Below are 20,120 nucleotides of genomic sequence, written 5' to 3' on the forward strand. Positions count from 1 at the left end.
TCCTGTAGAGTGTCCATGGTGGCCGTTGCCTTTCTCTCGAATCGGTTACCTTCGCAACGATCGATTCTAGGCAATGGCCGCTTCTCCTTCAAAGCGGCCCGTGACACCAACTTTCGGCACGCGATCACTCGACGGATTACATACTTAAGAAAACTGGCAGAATCCGCTTTTTTACGCGCCCATTTGGGTTACATACTTGAGAAAACTGTCGCGAACGCACACTCGCGACCTGGAGGGCCGAATCGTCAACAACACTCCGGCAGCCAACACCCCACCCCGCTCAACGACAACGGCAAATCTAATCCTCCAGCCCGGCGAAAAAGGAGCAAACCAATCGCCATGCCCCAACCTAGGTAGCTGCATACCTGAGAGACATGAACCAAATGACCAGATCAATAGCCGCACACCAACCATCCACCGGCGAAAATCCAATCGCCAGCATTCCTACCTATCCAGCGGCAGCGCAATCCCCCCCCCAGTCCGACCAACCGTCGACTCCCACGCTGGACTTTTGCCGGTCCCGCCCCATCGACGCTGTACACTGTCTTCTATCGCGCAAACAGCAAACGTCGCAGAAAGGGGCATCGCTCGTGGACGCATTCGCCTGGGCAAACGACGCCGCCGCAAAACTGAAGGAAGAGTTCGGCGATCGCCTTGTGTTCGTCGGACTTCAAGGCAGCCGCGCGCGAGGCGAGGCGAACGAAGAAAGCGATATCGACCTCGTAGCGCTTTTTGACCGCCTGGACGCTTCCGACCTGGCTCGATACCGAGCCATCATCCAGAGCATGCCTCACGCAGAGCTCGCCTGCGGGTTCGTGGGCGCAACCGACGTTCTTGCCTCTTGGCCGCGCCACGAACTTTTCCAGTTTGCATACGACACGCATGCGATTCTGGGTGACCTCGCCCCCATCGTGGGGGCCTTTACGCGTGACGACGCGCTCCGCGCCGCCCGCATTGGCGCATCGGGCATCTACCACGCTGCATGCCATGCAGCAATATTCGACGACGACGCGGATGAAATGCTCCGCTCGCTTTTCAAGGGCGCGTTCTTCACGATGCAAGCGATCCATTTCGCACGCACGGGCGTATACCCCCGCAGCAAGGCAGAGCTCGCACGGATTCTTAAGCAGGAATCTGAGACCGATGCCACAGGCCGCTCCGAAGAGACGGCCCCCGATACCAATTCTGCAGCACGCCCCACACGAAGAGAACTCGCGGCCGACGCACGCATCCTCGCAATCGGACGCGATTGGGAGGCGCACCGACCCGCAACCAACCTTGAGCGCCAAGAGCTCACCGACCTGCTGCTCGCATGGGCGGGCGGCATCGTGACCGCCATATAGCACAGCAGCTCTACGGCGGTCATGCCCACGACGTTGCGAGGAAAGACCGAACCGAGGCGCTGTCGCCCTGCGGAAGACGACAGCTCCATCGCCCCATGCAATGACGCCGGTCGCCCCTATGCGCCTAAATACCTGCGCACCATACGCGCCATGACGAGGGATAACGCAAGCGACACGGCAACCACGCCAAGCGTCACCGCGGGAACCTGCGCACGAAACGCATCGAGCAGCCACCCATAGGCAAGCTGCCCCACAGGCGCGGCGCAGTTCGCAAGCCCCACCGTAAGACCCATCACCTTGCCGATAAGCGTATGCGGCGTTGCCTGCTGCACATACGATACCGCCTGCACGCTGAACAGAGTGCAGCACGCCATGGTGGCAAACAGAGCGACAACAACCAGCACATATGCCGCCATGGTCGGCACGGGAAGTGCGACGGCAGCCGCCATCAGTGCCAGTGCCGCGGCACCCAACGCAAGCGCCGCCGGAGCGCGACGCAAGTCGAGCCGGTTCGCCAACGCGCCGGCGAGCACGCCGCCAACGAGGCCGCCTAATGCCAGAGCGCCCTCTGCGACCCCCATGAGTTGGTTCGAAAGCCCCAAAACCTGCGTGATAACCACCGGAGCGGCGATGACGATGAACGCGCTCATGACCAGGTTGAATACGGTCGCCAAAGCGATCATCCGAAGAATGAGAGGCTGGCCTTGCCGCAAGAAGGATGCGGCGTCGCGCAGATCGTTCTTCACCGTTTGCAGAACGCCGCCCGCTCGCGAAGCCGGCTCGTGGGGAATGCGCACCGCGCACGCAATGAGCAGCGCGGACAAAACGAACAGAGCGCCCGAAACCGCCACCACCGGCTCGATTCCGAATACCCCGAACACCAGCCCGCCAAGCACGGGGCCCACAAGCCCCGAAAGCATGCTCACCTGGCTGATGACGGCCGTCGCCCGCTGGACATGCTCGCGCCCCACCAGCGACGGCACCGCCGACTGCACAGTGGGCTGATACACGCTCTGCACCGCATAAAGCGCCATGAGCGCGGCAATAGAGAGCCCCTCCACATCCACCGAGGCATACATCGCCAGATACGCCGCACACACCAACGCCATCACGCCATCCAACACCGCCATGATGCGCTGCTTGCGCACGCGATCGGCCACAACTCCCCCTATGGGCGTAAGCACCACGTATGGAAACCAGGCGCACGCCATCACCGCTCCCATCGCCGCCGACGACCCCGTGAGGTTAAGCACGTACAAGGGCAAAGCGAATCGCAGCACCGCGTTGCCGAAAAGCGATATCACCTGGGCCGCCACCAACGCAAAAAACCTCTTGCCCAAACCCATGCCAGAATCTTGGCGATATCTTCTGCCAATCCTCTCGCAAGCGTCATGCCCCGCATCGCGCCTCGCCTTGCTTTCCCGTCTCTTCCCATCGTTCACCTTTCTCACCTTTCTCTTCCATTCCGCTTCTATTTACATACCTTCGTTTGGTATGTATCTGAGGTAAAAAGAAAAGGACGCACGCCCTTTTCCTGCGCAAACGACGCGACCGCGTCCAATGACCCCATCCGACAAACGGACCGCCAGGCCGCCGCCGTATGCCGACCATGCAGCGCGATCAGCCTTTGCCGCCTTCCGCCTCCTTGCGCTCGTAGGTATCGCGGAATTGTTCCAGCCGTTGAACCACCCCTTTAGTCGAAAGGTCGGCACCCATGCTTCGCATGAGATCCACGTAGTACTCCATGCGAGCTGCCATGCGCTCCGCGGATAGGGGGCTGAACAGCGGAGCAACCCACAGGTTGGCCAGAAGCACCATGACCTCGGCCATCTCGCGCGGATGCCGCGTTTTGATGGTGCCGTCCTCCATGCCCTGCCGTATGATGGGCTCAACGTAGCGCGGCACCACCTCCTCGAACACCGAGCTGTACATAAGGCCGAGCAGACGTCCGTTTTTCACCGGGTCGCGCTCGATGCCAAGCGCGGGCGTGAACTCCATCTGCGCGCTTTGCGCCGAAGCTTCGAACATCGCCTGTAGCTTTTCCAGGCCGCTCATACGCCCGTTGTCCCTGATCTCGCGATAGCGGGCAAGCGATGCGGCGTCCACCCGCTCAAGAGCTGCGTCTAGAATCTCTTCCTTCGATTTGAAGTGGTGATAAATCGCGCCTTTGGTAAGGCCCTCGAGGCCATCGACGATATCTTGTATGGTGGTGCGCTCGTAGCCCTTCTCCATGAATAAGTGCATGGAAACGTCCAGGATGCGCGCCACCGTTTCCTCAGGATATTTGTTGCGCGACACGATACCGCCCCCCCATCACGCATGCAGCCCGCCGTCAAACGGAAAGGGGCCTTCGGTCCAAGGACCCGCCGAAAAGCCCAGCGCAGCCCCGCCCCATCGATCAATCTGCATCATGTTCACTTACATACGTTTGGTATGTTATCATATTCAAGCGTTGCAGAGGCGTCCGAGCGAAAGAACCACCCAAAACAACTCGAAGCATAGGCGCGCCCGCCAAGGCGTAAGACAAAAAAGGACGCCAGCGCTAGCTGACGTCCTTCAGCAGATTCTCGTGCGCAATCACAAAGCTTGCGGGGCATGACCGAAGCGGCTTATGCCTCCTTCTCCTCGTAAAGCTCGATGATGGCATCGTCTTTCACCACGAAGGCGATGCGCACGCCGCCGCCTAAATCCTCGGGCCCGAATATCGTGCGGTCGGCATCCTCGATATAGGGATCCATATCATCCACCTTGTAGGCCACATGCGGCTGTTTGGACAAAATCTCGGGGAATCGCGTGCCCTCTTCGAACTTGAGGTACTCGATTTTGTAATCGTACTCGTCAACGCTCTCGTTCACCCAGAAGCCGCCCCACTCGTTGTAGACCATATTAGGCTTCTTGTTGAGTACGGGAATTCCCACATGCATGTATTCAGCGGACATGGCTGCCTCTCTTTCCACGCGTATGACGCACCATCAGAACTGGCGAGCGTTTCGAGACGGCGGGGTGCGGAATGAGTCCCGCGTCGCAGCCCGCCGTCGCGCTCAAAAATCGCCCGAACGCACTCGGGCGCCTGCTGCTACTCCTTGAAGAATACGGGCGTGTGCGCCGGGGTGTTCCACAGACGCTCGAACTCGTCGTCCCATTTGGCGATGTTCATCTGGAAGCCGCCGGCCTCCTGCACGGTGAGGATCTCCCCCACCATATTGGCGACCACTTTGACGCCCAGGCTCTCAAGATAGCGCACGGCGTCTTTGTACAGGATGAGCATCTCCATCATGGTGGTGGCACCGCAGCCGTTGATCATGACGAACGCCTTGTCGCCCTCCTTCAGGCCCACAGCTTCGACCAGCTTAGGCGCAATGAGCTCCACGGTCTCCTTCGACGAAGCCATGGGCACGCGCACGCCGCCGCCCTCGCCGTGCTGACCGGCACCGATTTCCATCTGATCGGTTTCGCCCAAATCGCCGAAGCTCATGCCGTTCTGCGGATGGGTGGCGTCGGTGGATTTCACCGTGATAGAAGCCATGCTATCGGCGTAGCGCTGTGCGATGTCGGCCACCTCGTCGAGGGACTTGCCCTCGGCTGCCGCTGCGGCTGCGATATGATACAGGGGCACACAGCCAGCCAGACCGCGCTGGTTGTCCTCGCCTTCGGGGTCGTACTTGATCTCCTCGCCCGTGACCACCTGACGCACATTCATGCCGGCCTTCTTGGCCAGCTTCATAGCCTGCTTGCCCGCCAGCTGGTCGCCCGCATAGTTGAGCGTGAGCAGCAGCACGCCGTGCCCCTTGTCGGCCAGCTTCATCGCCTCGAACACAGCGGCGCCGTTAGGCGCAGCGAAGATGTCACCGTCCACCTGGATATCGAGCATGCCCGCACCTACGAATCCCTTTTGCGCAGGCTCATGGCCGCTGCCGCCGTAGGTAACGATACCCACGCGATCGGCTCCGGCAAGCGCTTTGCTCACCACGGTATGGCCATCCACGTCTAGGATGTCGCCATACGCCAGGCCGAAGCCCTCGAGTTCCTCGTCGGTGATGGTCTCCTGGCTGTTGATGAACTTCTTCATCATGCTTGGCTCCTTCTCGCCGTTGTCCCACAGGCCTCCACGCCTCGACGCAAAGGCCCGACCGTACCAATGCAAATGGGCGCCCCGTGCCAACCGGCGCCTCGAATATGCTGCGGCAGCACGAAGCGTCGCCCGCTACGCCTTTGCAAGCCCCCGGAAGAACCGCGCCATCGACACCGCACCCGCATCGGGCGTGCCTATGGTCTTGTCGCCGTAGCTTTTCGCGCGGCCGAACTTGGAGGGGAAATTCTTGGAGTTCTCGGCGCCCTCTTCGGCAGCAGCGGCGGCGGAATCGAACAACGCCGCTTCATCGCCCTCGCATGCGGCGATGGCCTCGCATGCGGGAATGAAGGCGTCCATCATCGTTTTGTCGCCCACGACAGCGCCGCTCATATCGGAAAGCTCCTCGAGCGCATTGGCGAACATGGCCTTGATCTGGGCAGCATCCACAGAATCGCCCTCGGGTGCCTCCTCCTGCAGGCCGTCGAGCCAGGTGTTCCACAGGGGTACCGCGCTTCCGCCGTTGAGAACCATGACCTCCATGGCAACATCGTCGAGCATCTCTTGAATGCCGCCCTCAGACGCATCAACCGCGCCTTCGATGGCATTGGCTATTTTGCACATAGTGAGCCCATGGTCGGCATCGCCAAAATGCGAGTCGATTTCAGTCAGCTCGTCCTCCGCCGCGCGCACCTCCGCACACGCGTTCTTCAGGCGTACGGCCAATTCGTCCTTTGTAATCACGTTGGCTCTCCTTTCGGGTAGGAAGCCCGCCCTCGCGGAAGGCGTGCAAGGCGGGTGTGCAATGAATGCCGTCTGGGACGTCCTGTCACTTCAGCATCGAAGCCCCCTTATTTGAGCAAGTGCGTACCGAAACGACGGGAATCGCGCCCGAGCAACGAGCGTCCGGGCAATCCGCGCCCCTCGTTCGACGCGAAAAATCAGCCCACGCAACGCAGCACGCGATAGTAGTGGCGCAGCACGCGCTTCATGGCCTCATCGCCCACATTAAGCAGTTTGACCCAGTTATCCGGATGCTGCTCGTACACTGCATCACGTGCCGCCACGATGAAATCGGTGTAGAGATTGACTTTGGCCACGCCGCCTTGTGCGCAGCGTGCCAGATTATCGTCGCCCGAACCGGAGCCGCCGTGCAGCACCAGGGGGATGTCGAGCGCCGCCTTGAGCTCTGCCAGACGCTCGGAGTTGATGTGCGGCTCGCCCTTGTACGCACCGTGCTTGGTGCCGATGGATACGGCAAGGCTGTCCACGCCCGTGGCGTCAACCAGCTCTTTTGCCGCAGCCACCTCGGTGTATACATTTTCGGAAAGCGCGTGCGGGTTGCCCTCTTCCTCGGTACCCACATGGCCTATCTCGGCCTCTACCGTCACGCCATGCGCATGCGCCAAATCAACCACGGCCTTCGTGAGACGAATGTTCTCGGAGAGGTCTTCGCTGGAGGCGTCAATCATGACGGAGGTGAACCCGCGCGCGATCGCCTCCTCGATGACTTCCATATGCACGCCGTGGTCAAGATGAAGCGCGATAGGCGCATCGGTACGCTCGGCATAGAACGTGCCCAAAAGCGCAGCTTCTTCGATGCTCAGCTGCTCGAGGTGCACCTCGGCGAAGCTCAGGATAAGCGGGGCATGGAACTCACCGGCCACCTGGGCGTATGCGCGCACTGAATTCGAGTCCACGTAGTCGGGCGAGGGGATGGCGTATCCCTCAGCGAACGCCCTATCGAGCATATCCTTCGTAGTCACGAGCATGAGCAGCCCCCGTCCCTTCGAGCGGCGTCGGGCATGCGCGCCCTTCGTCGCATGCGCCTTGCGGCGCTCGGAATACTTCGATGTGCAGCATTATAGTCCGCTCAAGACGGCAGTCCAATGCCCGCGGGCCGCATCGGGCGAAAAACGGTACGCGTAGGCGGGCGGCGAGATGAGGGCGGGTCGGGACGAGCTTTAAGGCGAAACGCCGATCGCCATCGAGAGCCGCGGCACCGCTCAGCACTCGTGACGTTCGGTCTACCCGGCGTAGCCTGCTTCGATTTCACGGATGCGCTTGTAAAGCCAGCGGTTCTGCGGCACAAGGATCCCGTGCGCATCGGCCAGGCGGATGATGGTGCCCGAGAACTCCTCAACCTCGGTGGGTTTACGATTGATGCGATCCTGAGCCATGGAAGGCATGCCTTGCGGATCGAGCGAGGCAATAAGCGCCGCCATTTGCGCAAGGTCGGCTTCGGTCACATTCACGCCCTCGGCGTGCGCCACGGCAAGCGCCTCGCGCATCGCCGCCACGAAGCAGCGATTCTGCTCGCTCCCCTGCTCGCTCGCCGTTCCGTAGGTTCCGCCGTAGGCCATGCACGTCTGGTTGATGCCCACGTTGAGCATGAGCTTGGTCCACATGCGATGGCGAATGTCCTGCTCAACCGTATGTGCGATGCCCGCCCGCGAAAGGAAGGCCTCTATGTCTTCCACGACCCCCGGCGTTGTGCCTTGCGCCGCGCCAAAACGAATCTCCCCGGCGTGCGTGAACGTGAGCGCCCCGCCTATGAACACGGCATCCATACCCTGAGCAACGGAAAGCACGGTGTTCTCCCAGCCGAATCGTGCGGCGATCCGCTCTTCGCTGGTCACTCCGTTGAGCAGCGATATGATACGGGTCTTAGGCCCCGCCAGGCGCTCCATAGTCGCAATGGCCCCGTCGAGACCTGTTGCCTTCACCGCAAGAATCACCAGGTCAACGGGCTCCGCTTTGCTCGCAGGCAACGTCGCGATGCCGCAGGGGCTACCGTTGACCGTCACCGCATCGCCCTTACGGCGCTCGTACCGCGCATCGTCCATGACGAATTCCACCGCATCCGGCCCCATGCTGCGCTCGATGATGCTGCCATATAAAAGCCCCACGGCACCCTTGCCGATAATCGCCACCTTCTTGATGGACATCGAAACACTCCTCGCAACGAACAGACCTCAAAGCGATGCGCCGCAGCGCACCTGCAGGATGCCTCCCTACCGCCTTTTCGCACCGCGGCGCTTTGCGGCGAACTTCGCGCCCACCTTTCCCGCCGCGGAAGCGCCCCGCGCTGCGGCGGCGATGCCCTTTGCGGCGATGCCGACGCCCTTCGTGGCGACAACCGCCGCTTTGCCCGCTACCATGGGAGCAGCCTGCGCTGCGCGCTCTGCGAGGTCGGGCCCCTCCATAATCGCCTTGTCCACGGCCTTCGCGGCCTGCTCCTTGGTCACTTCCGCCATCTTATCGGCGGCGGCATCCAGCTTTGCTTCGGCGGCGGTTGCCTCGCGTCCGGTCATCGTGCGATGGCCTTTGCTCGCCATGGCGACCCCTCCCACGATGGCGACGGCGCCCGGCCCCGGCAACACCAGCATGGGAACACCCGCCGCGGCAAGTGCCGCGCCGCCCGCCATCTGAGCGGCTCCTTTAGCGCGGTCGGAAGCCGAAACCCCGCCGCGTTCCTGGTCCTTCTCACCCGTCGCGTTCGCCACGGGATCATCGCGCTGCGCCAACGACGGATCCGCCGACATCGACACCCGGCCAGTCACCGCGCTTTCCCGCGCGGCAGGATTATCGTTTTGCGCGATAGGGGCCTCATCCTGAACGGCGGAGGTCGCCCGGACGGCTCGACCGGATGCGCCCGCATTTTCTTGAGCAATTGGATTGGGGTGCTGCAGCGTATCGCTCATGGTGGCCTCCCGCTTCATCAGTACCGATGCATTCCACCGTACCAAAACCGCCGGCTGCCCACCATATATTCGACGGACTTGTGGCGCAAGCGTCGCCGTAGCACCCCGCAAAGGCGCATCGCGACGCCTAGTACAGCGTGCCGCCGCCGAGCTGCTGCTTTTTCACCAACTCGCCCAGCATCCATCCCACCACGTTGGAATCGAAGTGGTCGAAGATGCGCGGGAACGCCGGATCTTCCAGCGTGGCGAACTGCTCCATGTCCTCATCGGCGAGAGCGAAGTCGAACACATCGAAGTTCTGCCCCATGCGGTCGCGATGCGTGGATTTGGGAATGACCACCACGCCCTTCTGCATGAGCGCACGCAGCGCCACCTGCGCGGGCGTCTTGCCGTACTTCTGCCCGATGCCGGCAAGCACCTCGTTGGTGAAGATGCCGTTTTGCCCCTCGGCGAACGGCCCCCACGCCTCATGCGCCACGCCGAACTGCTGCATCACGGCATGCGCCTCGTCCTGCTGACGGAACGGATGCGTCTCAATCTGGTTCACCGCGGGTACCACTTCTGCCAGGTTGCACACGTCCACGAGGCGCTCCGGGTAGAAGTTGGACAGACCGATCGCGCGCAGCTTGCCCGCCTTGTACGCATCCTCCATCGCGCGGTATGCGCCAGGGTAGTCGCCCATGGCTTGGTGGAGCAGCATGAGGTCGATGTGGTCGGTGCCCAGTTTCTCCAGGCTCTCGTCGATCGACGCCGCCGCGCGCTCGTAGTTCATATTCGAAACCCAGATCTTGCTGGTGATGAAAATCTCGTCGCGCGGGATGCCGCTTTTCGCCACGGCCGCGCCCACGCCCTCTTCGTTTCCGTACGCCTGCGCTGTGTCGATCAGGCGGTACCCGACCTCAAGCGCCTCGCTCACGCAACGCTCGGTTTCGTCGGGCGGCGTTTGGAACACGCCGTACCCGAGCATGGGCATTTCCACGCCGTTGTTCAAAGTGATGTATTCCATGATGGTTCCTTTCGATAGTCCTTACGCCTGCTTGGAGTAATCGTTGTGCGCAAGCACGAACGCGGGCGGCTCCTCGGACACGGTGTAATAGGCCTTTTGCGGCAGGCGGTTGATCTGAGCCATTTCGTCGTCGGTCAGCTCAAAGTCGAAGACGTCCAGGTTGTCGGCCATATGAGCGGGGTTGAGCGTCTTGGGGAACACCACGTTTTGCTCCTGCAAGTGCCAACGTAAAATGATCTGTGCGGCGGTTTTGCCGTACTTCTCGGCCAACTTGGCAAACACCGGCTCGGAGAGCAGCGCTTTGTCGCCATGCCCCAGCGGGTACCAGCCCTCAAACACGATGTCCTGGTCAGCGAGCTGCCTCTTCAGCTCATGCTGGTTCCAGTAGGGGTTGATTTCAACCTGCAGCACGGCAGGCTTGATGGTGGCGACATCAAGAATCTGCTGAATTTTGTGCATGGGGAAGTTGGACAGGCCGATCGACTTCACCTTGCCGGCGGCCACCGCCTCCTCCATGGCCTTCCAGCCGCTCACGTAGTCGCCGTAGGGCTGGTGGAACAGCAGAAGGTCAAGGTAGTCAAGGCCAAGGCGCTCGAGCGTGGCGTCGATGTCGGGCCCGCACTGCTCATAGGGGTAGCTCTGCGGGAACAGCTTGCTGGTGATGAACAGCTCCTCGCGCGGGATGCCGCTCTCGCGCACGGCTTCGCCCACGGCTACCTCGTTGAAATAGGCGTTTGCCGTATCGATGTGACGATACCCCGCCTCAAACGCCTGCGGCAGATGCTCGCGAACCTCCTTGGAGGTCATCATGAACACGCCGTAGCCCACCGAGGGAATCTCAAGGCCGTTGTTCATTGTAAAGTTTTGCATAACTCCTTCTTTCTCTTTGCTTTCTTACAAGACGATTGTTGCATTTCAAGAGAAAGAAGTACAATGCTCTTTGGTATTTTGCTTATGCGTATCGTGCATAAGAGATTCACACACTCACGGAAGGACGCGTATGAATTTCGAGCAGCTTCGCCAGCTTGACGCCGTGGCGCGCCTTGGCACCATAAGCGCGGCGGCCACCAGGCTGCGCATATCCCAGCCCGCGCTCAGCCGTTCCCTCGCACGCCTCGAGTCGGAGCTTGGGGCGCAGCTGCTCGACCGCAGGGGCAAGAGCGTGGCCATGAGCGCGGCGGGCGAGGCGGCGCTCGAATATGCGCGTGCCATACTGCACGAGGAGCGGCTGATGCGCATGGCCGTCGACGAGGCGGTGCACCGCGCGAGCACGCTCGTGGTGGGCACGGTGGCGCCCGCTCCGCTGTGGCGGTTGACTGCGCTCATCGCGGAGCGATTCCCCGACAGGCTGCTCTCCTCGCGCACCATGGCGCAGCAGGACGTGGAGCGCGAAGTTATGGATCATGAAATCGACCTGGGAATATCGTTCAAGCCGCTCACCTATCCCGCCGTGCGATGCTGCCACCTCATGGATGAGCGCCTCTCAGTTTCGCTGCCCTGCGGCCACCCCCTCGCCGAACGCGCGAAGCTCACCTTCGCCGACCTTCAGAACGAGACGTTCCTGCTGTACAACAACATAGGATTCTGGCGCGGCCTGACAGACGAGCACCTGCCGCACGCCACTTTCATCGTGCAGGAGGATTACGCGGTGTTCCAGCAGCTCGTCCACACCTCCCCTGCGCTCACCTTCATAACCGACGCCGCCTACCTTGCCGCCGACATGCCCAACCGCGTGACGGTGCCGCTCGACGAGCCGGACGCCTGCGCACACTTCTACCTGCTTGCCAGCGCATCTGGATCCCGGCAGGCCGCCGAAATATTCGATTGGGTCCAAGCCCAAACGAGGCAATGACGCAAGCATCGGGCATCGATGCGACGGTCGCCGCAAACCGCAGCGCGCTACGGCAATTCGCGCGAAAGAGGGCGATCGGCGGGTTGTTCCGCGTTGAACTCTTTGGCCAGATCGGCCACGGTCACCCCGTCGACGTAGCGCTCCACGGCGCGATTGAGACCCGCCCAGAAGCCCACCGTAGTGCAGTGCCCCTCGCGCGGGCAGAATCCGCCTTCCTCAAGAGCCATGCAGCTCACGGCCGAAGTCGACCCCTCGACGGCACGCAGCACATCGCCCGCGCTGATTCTTTCTGCAGGAACCGCCAGCTCGTAGCCGCCGCCCTTCCCGCGCAGGCTTTTCAGAATTCCGGCCCGCGCAAGGGGCCGCGCCAGCTGCTCGAGATATTTGAGCGAAATCTCCTCATCAGTCGCCACCGTGCGCAATGACACGGGTCCCTGTCCCCCGCTGCCCGCGATGCGCGTCACAAGGCGCAGCGCATATCGCCCCTTCGTCGAAACCAGCATGTTCCACCTGGCCCTTCATCGTCTTCCGTCCCGCCACGCCGCGCATCGCTGACGCCTTCATCCAGAACAATTCTACCGAATTATCTAAAGTATAGTGATTTACTAGGATTTAGTCTTGACCTTTCAATCAAACTCTGCAATTTTATTCCTAGTTTCTTACTATGATTTAAAAACGCTGCGGCGGATAGCCGATGGCGCCGCAGCAAGAAAGGCAGGGGCCATGCATTCCATTGAAACTCCGGGCACCGCAGCAATCGCCGCAAAGCCCATCGAAACCCCCGGCGCTGCGCAGGCATACACCTCCCTCGCCAGCCCCGGCGCCCAGAATACCGCGCTGCTCGACGTGCGCAACCTGGCCGCATCGGCGGACGACATGCAAATCCTGCACGGCGTGAGCCTGTCTATAGGCAAAGGCGAGACGCACGTTCTCATGGGACCCAACGGCGCAGGCAAGTCGACCCTGGGACGTTTGATCATGGGCGACCCCTCATACGAGCAAACCGCCGGATCCATCCTCTTCGACGGCTCCGACATATCGGAGCTCTCCCCCGACAAGCGCTCGCGAGCCGGACTGTTCCTTTCCTTCCAGGCGCCCGTGGAAATTCCCGGCGTGCCGCTTTTGAGCTTCTTGCGCGCAGCGGCGTCGGGCCGTTTTGGCCAGGGGCTGCGCGGCAGGAAGCTGAGAGCGAGAATCGAAGAGCTGTGCGACGAGCTCGACATGGATCCGGCATATCTCGACCGCGAGCTGGGCGTGGGCTTTTCCGGCGGCGAGAAGAAGAAGCTTGAGATGCTGCAGCTGCTCCTGCTTGCGCCCAAGCTTGCCATCCTCGACGAGACCGACTCGGGTCTTGACGTGGATGCGCTGGGCGTGGTGAGCCGCGGTATAGACGCCTACCGCGAATCCTGCGACGGGTCGCTTCTCATCATCACCCACAACACGCGCATCCTTGAGCATCTGAAGGTCGATCGCGTGCACGTGATGGTGGACGGCCGCATCGCCGCCGAGGGCGATGCATCGCTCATACCTTGGATTGATCGCAACGGCTTCGAAAGCTTTGAGAACGCCTCCTTAAGCGACCCCTGCTGTCAAGCGGGTGACGACATCAACGCGTGCCCCGCACGAACTCCCTCGGCTTCCGCCAGCTCCCTCCCCGCCGAAACGCGCTAGGAGGTGCGCCATGCCAAAGAAACGCTCTCAGGTAAACGACATCGATCGCAGCCTCTACGACATCCGCAACAGCGAGCAAGAAGCGGAGCGGCTCAGCGCCGGCCTAACGCCCCAGATCGTGCGCGAGATATCAAAGCGCAAGGACGAACCGCAGTGGATGCTCGATTTTCGCCTGAAATCGCTCGAAATATACCAGAGTATGCCCACCCCCTCCTGGGGGCCCGCGCTTGACGGGCTTGATATGGACAACATCGTCACCTACGTCAAGCCCAACACCAGCCAGCAATCGGACTGGGAATCGGTGCCCGACGACATCAAGAGCACATTCGAGCGTCTGGGCATCCCTGAGGCCGAACGCAGCTATCTGGCAGGCGTGGGCGCCCAATACGACTCCGAGCTCGTCTACCACAACATGCAGGACACCGCCGCCAAGATGGGCATCGTCTATTCGGGCATAGAGGAGGCTCTGCGCGAACCCCGATGGGAGGAGCTCATCCGGAGCAAGTTCATGACGCTCATCCCGCCCGCCGACCACAAGTTCGCCGCGCTCCACGGCGCGGTGTGGAGCGGAGGCTCGTTTGTCTACGTGCCCGCCGGCGTGAAACTAGACTTCCCGCTTCAGAGCTACTTTCGCCTGAACGCGCGCGGCGCCGGGCAGTTCGAGCACACGCTGATCATCGTAGAGGACGACGCCGACCTGCACTTCATCGAGGGCTGCTCCGCGCCCAAGTACAACGTCGCCAACCTGCACGCGGGCGCCGTGGAGCTCTTTGTGGGCAAGCGCGCGCACCTGCGCTACTCGACCATAGAGAACTGGTCGAAGAACATGTACAACCTCAACACCAAGCGCGCCCGCGTGGACGCCGAAGGCGAGATCGAATGGATCAGTGGCTCGTTTGGAAGCCATGTGGGCTACCTCTACCCCATGAGCGTACTCGCCGGGCGCCGCAGCCGTTCGAGCTTCACAGGCATCACGTTCGCCGGCGCAGGGCAGAACCTTGACACGGGATGCAAGGTGGTGCTTGCGGCGCCCGAAACGAGCGCAACCGTGGAGACCAAAGGCATATCCAAGGGCGGCGGCGTGCAAACCTTCCGCAGCTCGGTGGTGGCCACGCCCGCGGCACGGGATTCGACGGTGAGCGTGAGCTGTCAGTCGCTCATGCTTGACGACATCAGCCGTTCGGACACCATCCCCGCCATGGACATACGCGCCAAAAACGTTGACATAGGCCACGAGGCCACCATTGGACGCATCGGAGATGACAAGGTGTTCTATCTGATGAGCCGGGGGGTCTCGGAGGAAGAGGCGCGCACTATGATCGTGAACGGGTTTGCGGAGCCGGTATCCAAAGAGCTTCCGTTGGAATACGCCGTGGAAATGAACAACCTGATCAAGCTCGAGATGGAAGGGGCGATCGGATAATGATGCAGAACAGCTTTGCAGCCGGCGCCACCGCGCAGGAGGCCCCGAAAGCGATTACGGTGAACGCCATGCCCGCAGCCACCTGGGGATGGCTCAAGATGAACGATGCGGAGGCCGCCGTGCCCGCGCATCTCGCCTCCGCCCCCAACGCCGCACGCCTGGAGGTTGAGGTAAACGGGAAGACCGTCAACCCCACACGCGACGCTGACGCGTTCGAGCGCGCCCTGGATTCAGCTGCCGGACGTTATGCCCTTGCGCAAAGGCTGGGCGCCGGCGATGCGGCGCAGCAGCCCTCGCGGCAAAGCGCGACCCCCGAAAAGGAGCTGGACGCAACGGCGCTTTCGTCCTACCAGAGCGGGGCGCTTGACCTGGAGCGCACGTATACACCCGCCCGCGCCTTCAAAACCGGCATGGGGCATGAGGGTTTTGGCTACTTAAGCGAAGTATCCCGCGGCCCGCATCTGATAGCCGCGCCCGCGCACGCCTCCGTCTGCGCCACGCTGCACGTATGCGGCGCGCCCGGCGCTGCGGCGGTCGGCGCCGTTGACGTGGTGGCCTCCGAGGGGTCCAACGTGAGCATCACGATCGCTCTCGATTCGCCAGACGAGGGCGAAGGCATCGTGGGATCTGCGGTAAGGGTGCTCGCAGGAAAGGGCGCACGCGTGAGTATCGCCTGCATTCAGACGCTTGCAGACGGCTATACGGCGCTCGACGACACAGGGATGTTTTTGGCCGAAGGCGCCCAGGCAAGCGTACGCCACGACGTCCTTGGGGCAGGCGCGTCCTTCACGGGACTTTCCGCCGACCTGCGCGGAGACGAGTCGCGCGCAACCGTGAACGTAAACTACCTGGGAGCACGCAGCCAAACGCGCGACTTCAACTACGAAATCACGCACCGAGGCCGCAACACCGAAAGCAACATCTCCGCCAACGGCGTGCTCGCGGGCGAAAGCAAGAAGTGCCTCCGCGGCACCATCGACCTGACGCACGGGTGCAAAGGCAGCCAGGGAACCGAGCACGAAACGGTGCTTCTGGCCGACGAGCGCGTGCGCAACAAATCGGTTCCGGTGATCCTCTGCGACGAGGACGAAGTGGCCGGCAACCACGGGGCCACCATTGGCCACATACGCGCCGACCAGCTGCTCTACCTTACCTGCCGCGGCATTTCCGAAGATGCGGCCGAGGAGCTGTTCATTCGCGCCAAGCTGGAAGACGCAGCCATCGCGGCGCCCAGCCGCGCCGCGCGCGCCGGCATAGTGCGCCTGGGAAAGCGCATGTTCGACGACTTCGAAGAATCGCTCGGAGAGGAGATAGCATGACCCGCCCGATGTCCGAGGCAACCATTGAGCGCATGGCAGCCGATGCGCTTGACATTGCAGCAAGCCCCTTCAAAAAAGACTTCCCCCTGTTGGCCGCAAATCCCAATCTCGCCTTTTTGGACAGCGCCGCCACCGCGCAGCGCCCGAAAAGCGTGCTCGATGCGCAACGCCGATTCTACGAGACGATGAACGCCAATCCCCTTCGTGGCCTGTATTCCCTCTCGGTGGAAGCTACTAAGGCCATAGCCGACGTGCGCACAAGCATCGCCCGCCGCATTGGCGCGGTGGACGAAGCCGGGGCGCCGCACGCCGACGAAGTGGTGTTCACGCGCAACGCCAGCGAATCGCTCAACCTTGTCGCCAAATGCTTCGCCCCCTGCGCGCTCAAGCCCGGCGACGAGGTTGCCATAACCATCATGGAGCACCATTCAAACCTCATCCCTTGGCAGCAAGCATGCGCCCAGGCGGGCGCCAAGCTGGTGTATCTGCACCCCGACCATACCGACGGGGCATGGAGAATCTCAGATGATGAGATTCGGGCCAAGGTGGGCCCGCGCACCAGAATCGTCGCCGTGGGTCATGTGTCCAACGTGCTGGGCGTTGAAAACCCCGTGCGTAAGCTAGCGCGCGCCGTGCACGCAAACGGCGGGTACCTGGTTGTGGACGGTGCCCAGTCAGTGCCCCACATGGCGGTGGACGTGCGCGAGTTAGGCGCCGACTTTTTCGTCTTTTCGGCGCATAAGGCATTCGGGCCCTTGGGAATAGGGGTGTTGTGGGGCCGCGGCGAGTTGCTTGAACGCATGCCTCCCCTGCTCACCGGCGGCGAGATGATAGATTCGGTGACCCAACAGGACGCCGTATGGGCTCCGGCGCCCGAGAAATTCGAGGCAGGCACGCAGGATGCGGCGGGGATTTTTGCCACAGGAGCAGCGCTTGAGTATCTGAACGAAACCGTAGGGATACAGACGGCCGCCGCTCGCGAGGCGGCTCTCATGGCCTATGCAATGGAGCGGCTGCTCGCCCTGCCCGGGATAGATATTCTAGGGCCGCACGACCACCGCGCTCGCCACGGAGCCATCGCCTTCAACGTGCGCGGCGTGCACCCGCACGACGTCGCCAGCATCCTCGATGCGCGCGACGTATGCATCCGCGCCGGCCACCACTGCGCGCAGCCGCTGCTCGCCTGGATGGGCGCCGAGAACCTTGCCTGCTGCCGGGCGAGCATTGCTTTCTACAACGATAAGGCCGACATAGATGCCCTGATAGACGGGCTGGAATACGTCAAACAGCTGTTCGGCCGCGGCGAGTGACAAGGAGACAAAGATGGCAGACCTGTACCGCTCCGCAACGTTCATGGAGCATGGGCTTCATCCCGACTGCAAGTACGAGCTGGACGACGCCACGCACGAGCACGAAGGCGTGAACCCCAGCTGCGGCGACGAGCTGAAGCTGCAGCTGCGCGTACGCGACGGAGTGATCGAGGAGGCGGCGTTCACCGGGCACGGCTGCGCCATATCGCAGGCCTCGGCCGACATCATGGCCGACCTCATCACGGGAAAAACAACGGACGAGGCGAAACGGCTTGCAGAACTGTTCATGTCCATGGTGCGTGGCGAGGCGCTGGATGAGGCAGCGATCGCCGACCTGGGCGAAGCGGCGCAGCTCAAAGACATCGCGCACATGCCCGCGCGCGTGAAATGCGCCCAGCTCGCCTGGCGCACGCTCGACACGATGATATAAGCAAGTGCAGGATGCCGCCGCCCGCCCTTCTGTATCGAGCAACACACATGCGGGGGCAATCACCGCTTCACGCCTGAGAGTCTCCTCGCGGATCACTTGAGCCCAACCCAAAAAGCGAGCGACGGCAATCCCGTCGCTCGCAGATACCGAGCCATCTCGCCAATATCCTATTTCCCAAGTTCCCCGAGCATTTGGGAGATGTTCTTGCGGCCAAACGACACGCGTTCACGCCCGTCCGCGTGACGAATCACCGTGCAGGGAACGCTCATGGCGCCGTACGCATCCTTGAGCTGCGGGAAATGGGCGACATCGTAAGCCTGCGCCGTCACGCGTCCATTGAGCGATGCGATGCGCTGGGCGGCAAGCACCGTGTCGGGGCACATGGTGCAGGAAAGCGACACGAGCACCTTGATGTCGATATCCTCCGATACGCCCCGTGCGGCAGCGCGATCCGCTTCGTCGATAGGCTGCCCGGGACCCGAGGCGTTGTACAGGCCCAAAACGAAACTGGTGAACTCATGGCCTCCCGGCACGCCGTGGAACGCCAAGCCCGACCATTCGCCCCGGGCGTCGCACACGCGCACGCACGGGAGCTCGTCTGGCGCCAACCCCTCAAGCTGGGAGCCCTCGACAGCCTCCACGGAAAGCTTGTCAGTCAAGCCGGCCAGCTCATCCGCATACCTCTTGAGCTCGGCGGAAACCGGCCGATCGTCAAGCGCCAGCTGAAGCACCATGGGGCGCTCCATGCGAGCGAACACCGCTTCGAGCTGAGCGATCATGTCGGACGTGAACAAAGCATCCGCAAAGGCGCCTTCGGCATCCCCGTCGTTCGACGACGGAGCCCCGGCATTTTGCGCGACACGCGCTCCTTTGCCGCCTTCGGCATCACTTGCCAACGATGCGACAGCCGCCTGAGGCCGCGCCAAGGGTGCCTTGGGAACAAGCCCCGTGCGTTCCTGGGCGTCTTTGATATACCGCTCCATATCGGTAGCGGCCTGCGCTGCCTCCCCCACCGCAGTTGCCACCTGCCGCAGGCCTTTCGCGCAAACGTCTCCCGCCGCAAACAGCCCATTCGCGCTTGTCATCTTGCTGTCGTCGGTGAGAATGTAGCCGCGCTCATCCATGCTCGCCATACCCCGGGCAAGCTCGGTTGCGGGAACATACCCCGCGAACACGAATACGCCGAAGGTCTCTCCCGCGGTGGCGCGGTACTCGCGCTCCTCCCCTGTCTTGGAGTTGCGGTAGCGCAGGTATCGCAGCGCAGAATCGCCGCCCGCCTCCACCACCTGGGTGTTGTACAGCACATCGATCTTGGGATTGGCCTTGGCCTCTTCGGCGGCAGCCGGCGCGCACGAGAAGTCGTCGCCGCGCACCAGCACCGTCACATGCTTGGCATAGCGCGTGAGGAACACGCTCTCCTCAGCGGCGGCGAACCCTCCGCCGACCACAAACACCTCTTTGCCCTCGAAGAATTCTCCGTCGCAGGTGGCGCAGTACGCTACGCCGCGGCCGCGGAATTCCTCCTCGCCGGGAAACCCCAGCCGCCGAGGGCTGGCGCCGGTGGCAAGCAGCACCGAAAGGCACGCCAGGTCGCCCTTGGAGGTCTTAACGAGCTTTACGTCGCCTACAAGCTCGAGCGACGTGACCTCGGCGAGCATGAACTCGGCGCCGAAGCTTTCCGCCTGCCGACGCATGGTATCGGTGAGCTCGGCCCCGCTCGCACGCATCACGCCCGGATAGTTGACCACTTCGTCGGTGATGGCGATCTGCCCTCCAAACCGTTCTTTCTCGACCACGACTACGCGGTAGCGAGCGCGAGCAAGGTAGAGCGCCGCGGTAAGTCCGGCCGGGCCTCCACCCACCACGACGGCATCGTATAGATTGTCTTTTTCTTCGGGAATCATCGTTCGTCCTTCTTTCAAACAAAATGGGCCGCTCCAAAAGGCGCGGCCCAAGCAGAATACATATGCGCTTAATAAGCGGGTGTGGGCCG

19 protein-coding genes are annotated in these 20,120 nt (G+C 62.2%); 7 read left to right on the top strand and 12 right to left on the bottom strand.

All coding sequences use genetic code 11. The features are described from left to right. Nucleotides 1–590: 590 nt before the first annotated feature. A complete protein-coding gene (locus DMP06_RS08950) occupies nucleotides 591–1,343 on the top strand; it encodes a nucleotidyltransferase domain-containing protein (protein WP_161957877.1) in 753 nt (250 codons plus the stop codon). Nucleotides 1,344–1,459: 116 nt separating this feature from the next. Here the strand turns inward: DMP06_RS08950 and DMP06_RS08955 are convergent, their stop codons facing one another. From DMP06_RS08955 to DMP06_RS09000, 10 genes are all read right to left on the bottom strand, one after another. Next, entirely contained in the window at nucleotides 1,460–2,785 is a 1,326-nt protein-coding gene (locus DMP06_RS08955) for an MFS transporter (protein ID WP_245962455.1), read from the bottom strand. 178 nt (nucleotides 2,786–2,963) lie between these two features. Continuing rightward, nucleotides 2,964–3,641 (bottom strand): TetR/AcrR family transcriptional regulator, encoded by a 678-nt coding sequence (locus DMP06_RS08960; protein WP_123209407.1) that lies wholly within the window; start codon nucleotides 3,639–3,641, stop codon nucleotides 2,964–2,966. 311 nt (nucleotides 3,642–3,952) lie between these two features. Continuing rightward, nucleotides 3,953–4,282 (bottom strand): hypothetical protein, encoded by a 330-nt coding sequence (locus DMP06_RS08965; protein ID WP_123209408.1) that lies wholly within the window; start codon nucleotides 4,280–4,282, stop codon nucleotides 3,953–3,955. Nucleotides 4,283–4,419: 137 nt separating this feature from the next. Continuing rightward, nucleotides 4,420–5,415, bottom strand: coding sequence for a dihydroxyacetone kinase subunit DhaK (locus tag DMP06_RS08970; protein ID WP_245962456.1), 996 nt, complete (start codon nucleotides 5,413–5,415; stop codon nucleotides 4,420–4,422). Nucleotides 5,416–5,547: 132 nt separating this feature from the next. Continuing rightward, nucleotides 5,548–6,156: a DAK2 domain-containing protein gene (locus DMP06_RS08975; protein ID WP_123209409.1), complete on the bottom strand. Its 609-nt coding sequence runs from the start codon at nucleotides 6,154–6,156 to the stop codon at nucleotides 5,548–5,550. Between the two features lie 197 nt (nucleotides 6,157–6,353). After that, nucleotides 6,354–7,184: a class II fructose-bisphosphate aldolase gene (locus DMP06_RS08980; RefSeq protein ID WP_123209410.1), complete on the bottom strand. Its 831-nt coding sequence runs from the start codon at nucleotides 7,182–7,184 to the stop codon at nucleotides 6,354–6,356. Nucleotides 7,185–7,439: 255 nt separating this feature from the next. Then, on the bottom strand, nucleotides 7,440–8,360 hold the full coding sequence (locus DMP06_RS08985) for a ketopantoate reductase family protein (RefSeq protein ID WP_123209411.1): 921 nt from the start codon (nucleotides 8,358–8,360) through the stop codon (nucleotides 7,440–7,442). Between the two features lie 66 nt (nucleotides 8,361–8,426). Further along, nucleotides 8,427–9,116 (bottom strand): hypothetical protein, encoded by a 690-nt coding sequence (locus DMP06_RS08990; protein ID WP_123209412.1) that lies wholly within the window; start codon nucleotides 9,114–9,116, stop codon nucleotides 8,427–8,429. Nucleotides 9,117–9,243: 127 nt separating this feature from the next. After that, complete coding sequence (locus DMP06_RS08995; protein ID WP_123209413.1) at nucleotides 9,244–10,122, bottom strand: aldo/keto reductase; 879 nt, start codon at nucleotides 10,120–10,122, stop codon at nucleotides 9,244–9,246. A gap of 21 nt (nucleotides 10,123–10,143) precedes the next feature. Next, nucleotides 10,144–10,992: an aldo/keto reductase gene (locus DMP06_RS09000; protein WP_123209414.1), complete on the bottom strand. Its 849-nt coding sequence runs from the start codon at nucleotides 10,990–10,992 to the stop codon at nucleotides 10,144–10,146. 130 nt (nucleotides 10,993–11,122) lie between these two features. On the opposite strand from DMP06_RS09000, the gene DMP06_RS09005 reads away from it, so the two are divergent. Next, on the top strand, nucleotides 11,123–11,974 hold the full coding sequence (locus DMP06_RS09005; RefSeq protein WP_123209415.1) for a LysR family transcriptional regulator: 852 nt from the start codon (nucleotides 11,123–11,125) through the stop codon (nucleotides 11,972–11,974). A 47-nt stretch (nucleotides 11,975–12,021) separates the two neighbouring features. On the opposite strand, the gene DMP06_RS09010 is transcribed toward DMP06_RS09005, so the two are convergent. Then, on the bottom strand, nucleotides 12,022–12,477 hold the full coding sequence (locus DMP06_RS09010) for an RrF2 family transcriptional regulator (protein ID WP_123209416.1): 456 nt from the start codon (nucleotides 12,475–12,477) through the stop codon (nucleotides 12,022–12,024). 220 nt (nucleotides 12,478–12,697) lie between these two features. On the opposite strand from DMP06_RS09010, the gene sufC reads away from it, so the two are divergent. Genes sufC through sufU form a run of 5 tightly spaced genes read left to right on the top strand, consistent with a single transcriptional unit; the run spans nucleotide 12,698 to nucleotide 18,127 of the window. Then, nucleotides 12,698–13,645 (top strand): Fe-S cluster assembly ATPase SufC, encoded by a 948-nt coding sequence (sufC, locus tag DMP06_RS09015; protein WP_123209417.1) that lies wholly within the window; start codon nucleotides 12,698–12,700, stop codon nucleotides 13,643–13,645. Between the two features lie 10 nt (nucleotides 13,646–13,655). Continuing rightward, a complete protein-coding gene (gene sufB, locus DMP06_RS09020; protein WP_123209418.1) occupies nucleotides 13,656–15,068 on the top strand; it encodes a Fe-S cluster assembly protein SufB in 1,413 nt (470 codons plus the stop codon). After that, entirely contained in the window at nucleotides 15,068–16,387 is a 1,320-nt protein-coding gene (locus DMP06_RS09025) for a SufB/SufD family protein (RefSeq protein ID WP_245962457.1), read from the top strand. Before sufB ends, DMP06_RS09025 begins: the two co-directional genes overlap by 1 nt. Then, nucleotides 16,384–17,697, top strand: a complete 1,314-nt coding sequence (locus tag DMP06_RS09030; RefSeq protein WP_245962458.1) for a SufS family cysteine desulfurase — start codon at nucleotides 16,384–16,386, stop codon at nucleotides 17,695–17,697. The genes DMP06_RS09025 and DMP06_RS09030 overlap by 4 nt, the downstream gene beginning before the upstream one ends. A 13-nt stretch (nucleotides 17,698–17,710) precedes the next feature. Further along, nucleotides 17,711–18,127, top strand: a complete 417-nt coding sequence (gene sufU, locus DMP06_RS09035; RefSeq protein WP_123209419.1) for a Fe-S cluster assembly sulfur transfer protein SufU — start codon at nucleotides 17,711–17,713, stop codon at nucleotides 18,125–18,127. A gap of 167 nt (nucleotides 18,128–18,294) precedes the next feature. Here the strand turns inward: sufU and DMP06_RS09040 are convergent, their stop codons facing one another. Beyond that, nucleotides 18,295–20,031, bottom strand: a complete 1,737-nt coding sequence (locus DMP06_RS09040; RefSeq protein ID WP_123209420.1) for an FAD-dependent oxidoreductase — start codon at nucleotides 20,029–20,031, stop codon at nucleotides 18,295–18,297. Nucleotides 20,032–20,120 lie beyond the last annotated feature (89 nt).

It is taken from the genome of Slackia equolifaciens, assembly GCF_003725995.1.
In the GTDB taxonomy this organism is placed as follows: Bacteria; Actinomycetota; Coriobacteriia; order Coriobacteriales; family Eggerthellaceae; genus Slackia; species Slackia equolifaciens.

What these genes read in the sequence shown, in the direction of transcription:
- DMP06_RS08970 (WP_245962456.1), bottom strand. Translation starts at nt 5,415, where the DNA reads ATGATGAAGAAGTTCATCAACAGCCAGGAGACCATCACCGACGAGGAA.
- DMP06_RS09025 (WP_245962457.1), top strand. Translation starts at nt 15,068, where the DNA reads ATGATGCAGAACAGCTTTGCAGCCGGCGCCACCGCGCAGGAGGCCCCG.
- DMP06_RS08990 (WP_123209412.1), bottom strand. Translation starts at nt 9,116, where the DNA reads ATGAGCGATACGCTGCAGCACCCCAATCCAATTGCTCAAGAAAATGCG.
- sufU (WP_123209419.1), top strand. Translation starts at nt 17,711, where the DNA reads ATGGCAGACCTGTACCGCTCCGCAACGTTCATGGAGCATGGGCTTCAT.
- DMP06_RS08980 (WP_123209410.1), bottom strand. Translation starts at nt 7,184, where the DNA reads ATGCTCGTGACTACGAAGGATATGCTCGATAGGGCGTTCGCTGAGGGA.
- sufB (WP_123209418.1), top strand. Translation starts at nt 13,656, where the DNA reads ATGCCAAAGAAACGCTCTCAGGTAAACGACATCGATCGCAGCCTCTAC.
- DMP06_RS08995 (WP_123209413.1), bottom strand. Translation starts at nt 10,122, where the DNA reads ATGGAATACATCACTTTGAACAACGGCGTGGAAATGCCCATGCTCGGG.
- DMP06_RS09000 (WP_123209414.1), bottom strand. Translation starts at nt 10,992, where the DNA reads ATGCAAAACTTTACAATGAACAACGGCCTTGAGATTCCCTCGGTGGGC.
- sufC (WP_123209417.1), top strand. Translation starts at nt 12,698, where the DNA reads ATGCATTCCATTGAAACTCCGGGCACCGCAGCAATCGCCGCAAAGCCC.
- DMP06_RS08985 (WP_123209411.1), bottom strand. Translation starts at nt 8,360, where the DNA reads ATGTCCATCAAGAAGGTGGCGATTATCGGCAAGGGTGCCGTGGGGCTT.
- DMP06_RS09010 (WP_123209416.1), bottom strand. Translation starts at nt 12,477, where the DNA reads ATGCTGGTTTCGACGAAGGGGCGATATGCGCTGCGCCTTGTGACGCGC.
- DMP06_RS08965 (WP_123209408.1), bottom strand. Translation starts at nt 4,282, where the DNA reads ATGTCCGCTGAATACATGCATGTGGGAATTCCCGTACTCAACAAGAAG.
- DMP06_RS09040 (WP_123209420.1), bottom strand. Translation starts at nt 20,031, where the DNA reads ATGATTCCCGAAGAAAAAGACAATCTATACGATGCCGTCGTGGTGGGT.
- DMP06_RS09005 (WP_123209415.1), top strand. Translation starts at nt 11,123, where the DNA reads ATGAATTTCGAGCAGCTTCGCCAGCTTGACGCCGTGGCGCGCCTTGGC.
- DMP06_RS09030 (WP_245962458.1), top strand. Translation starts at nt 16,384, where the DNA reads ATGACCCGCCCGATGTCCGAGGCAACCATTGAGCGCATGGCAGCCGAT.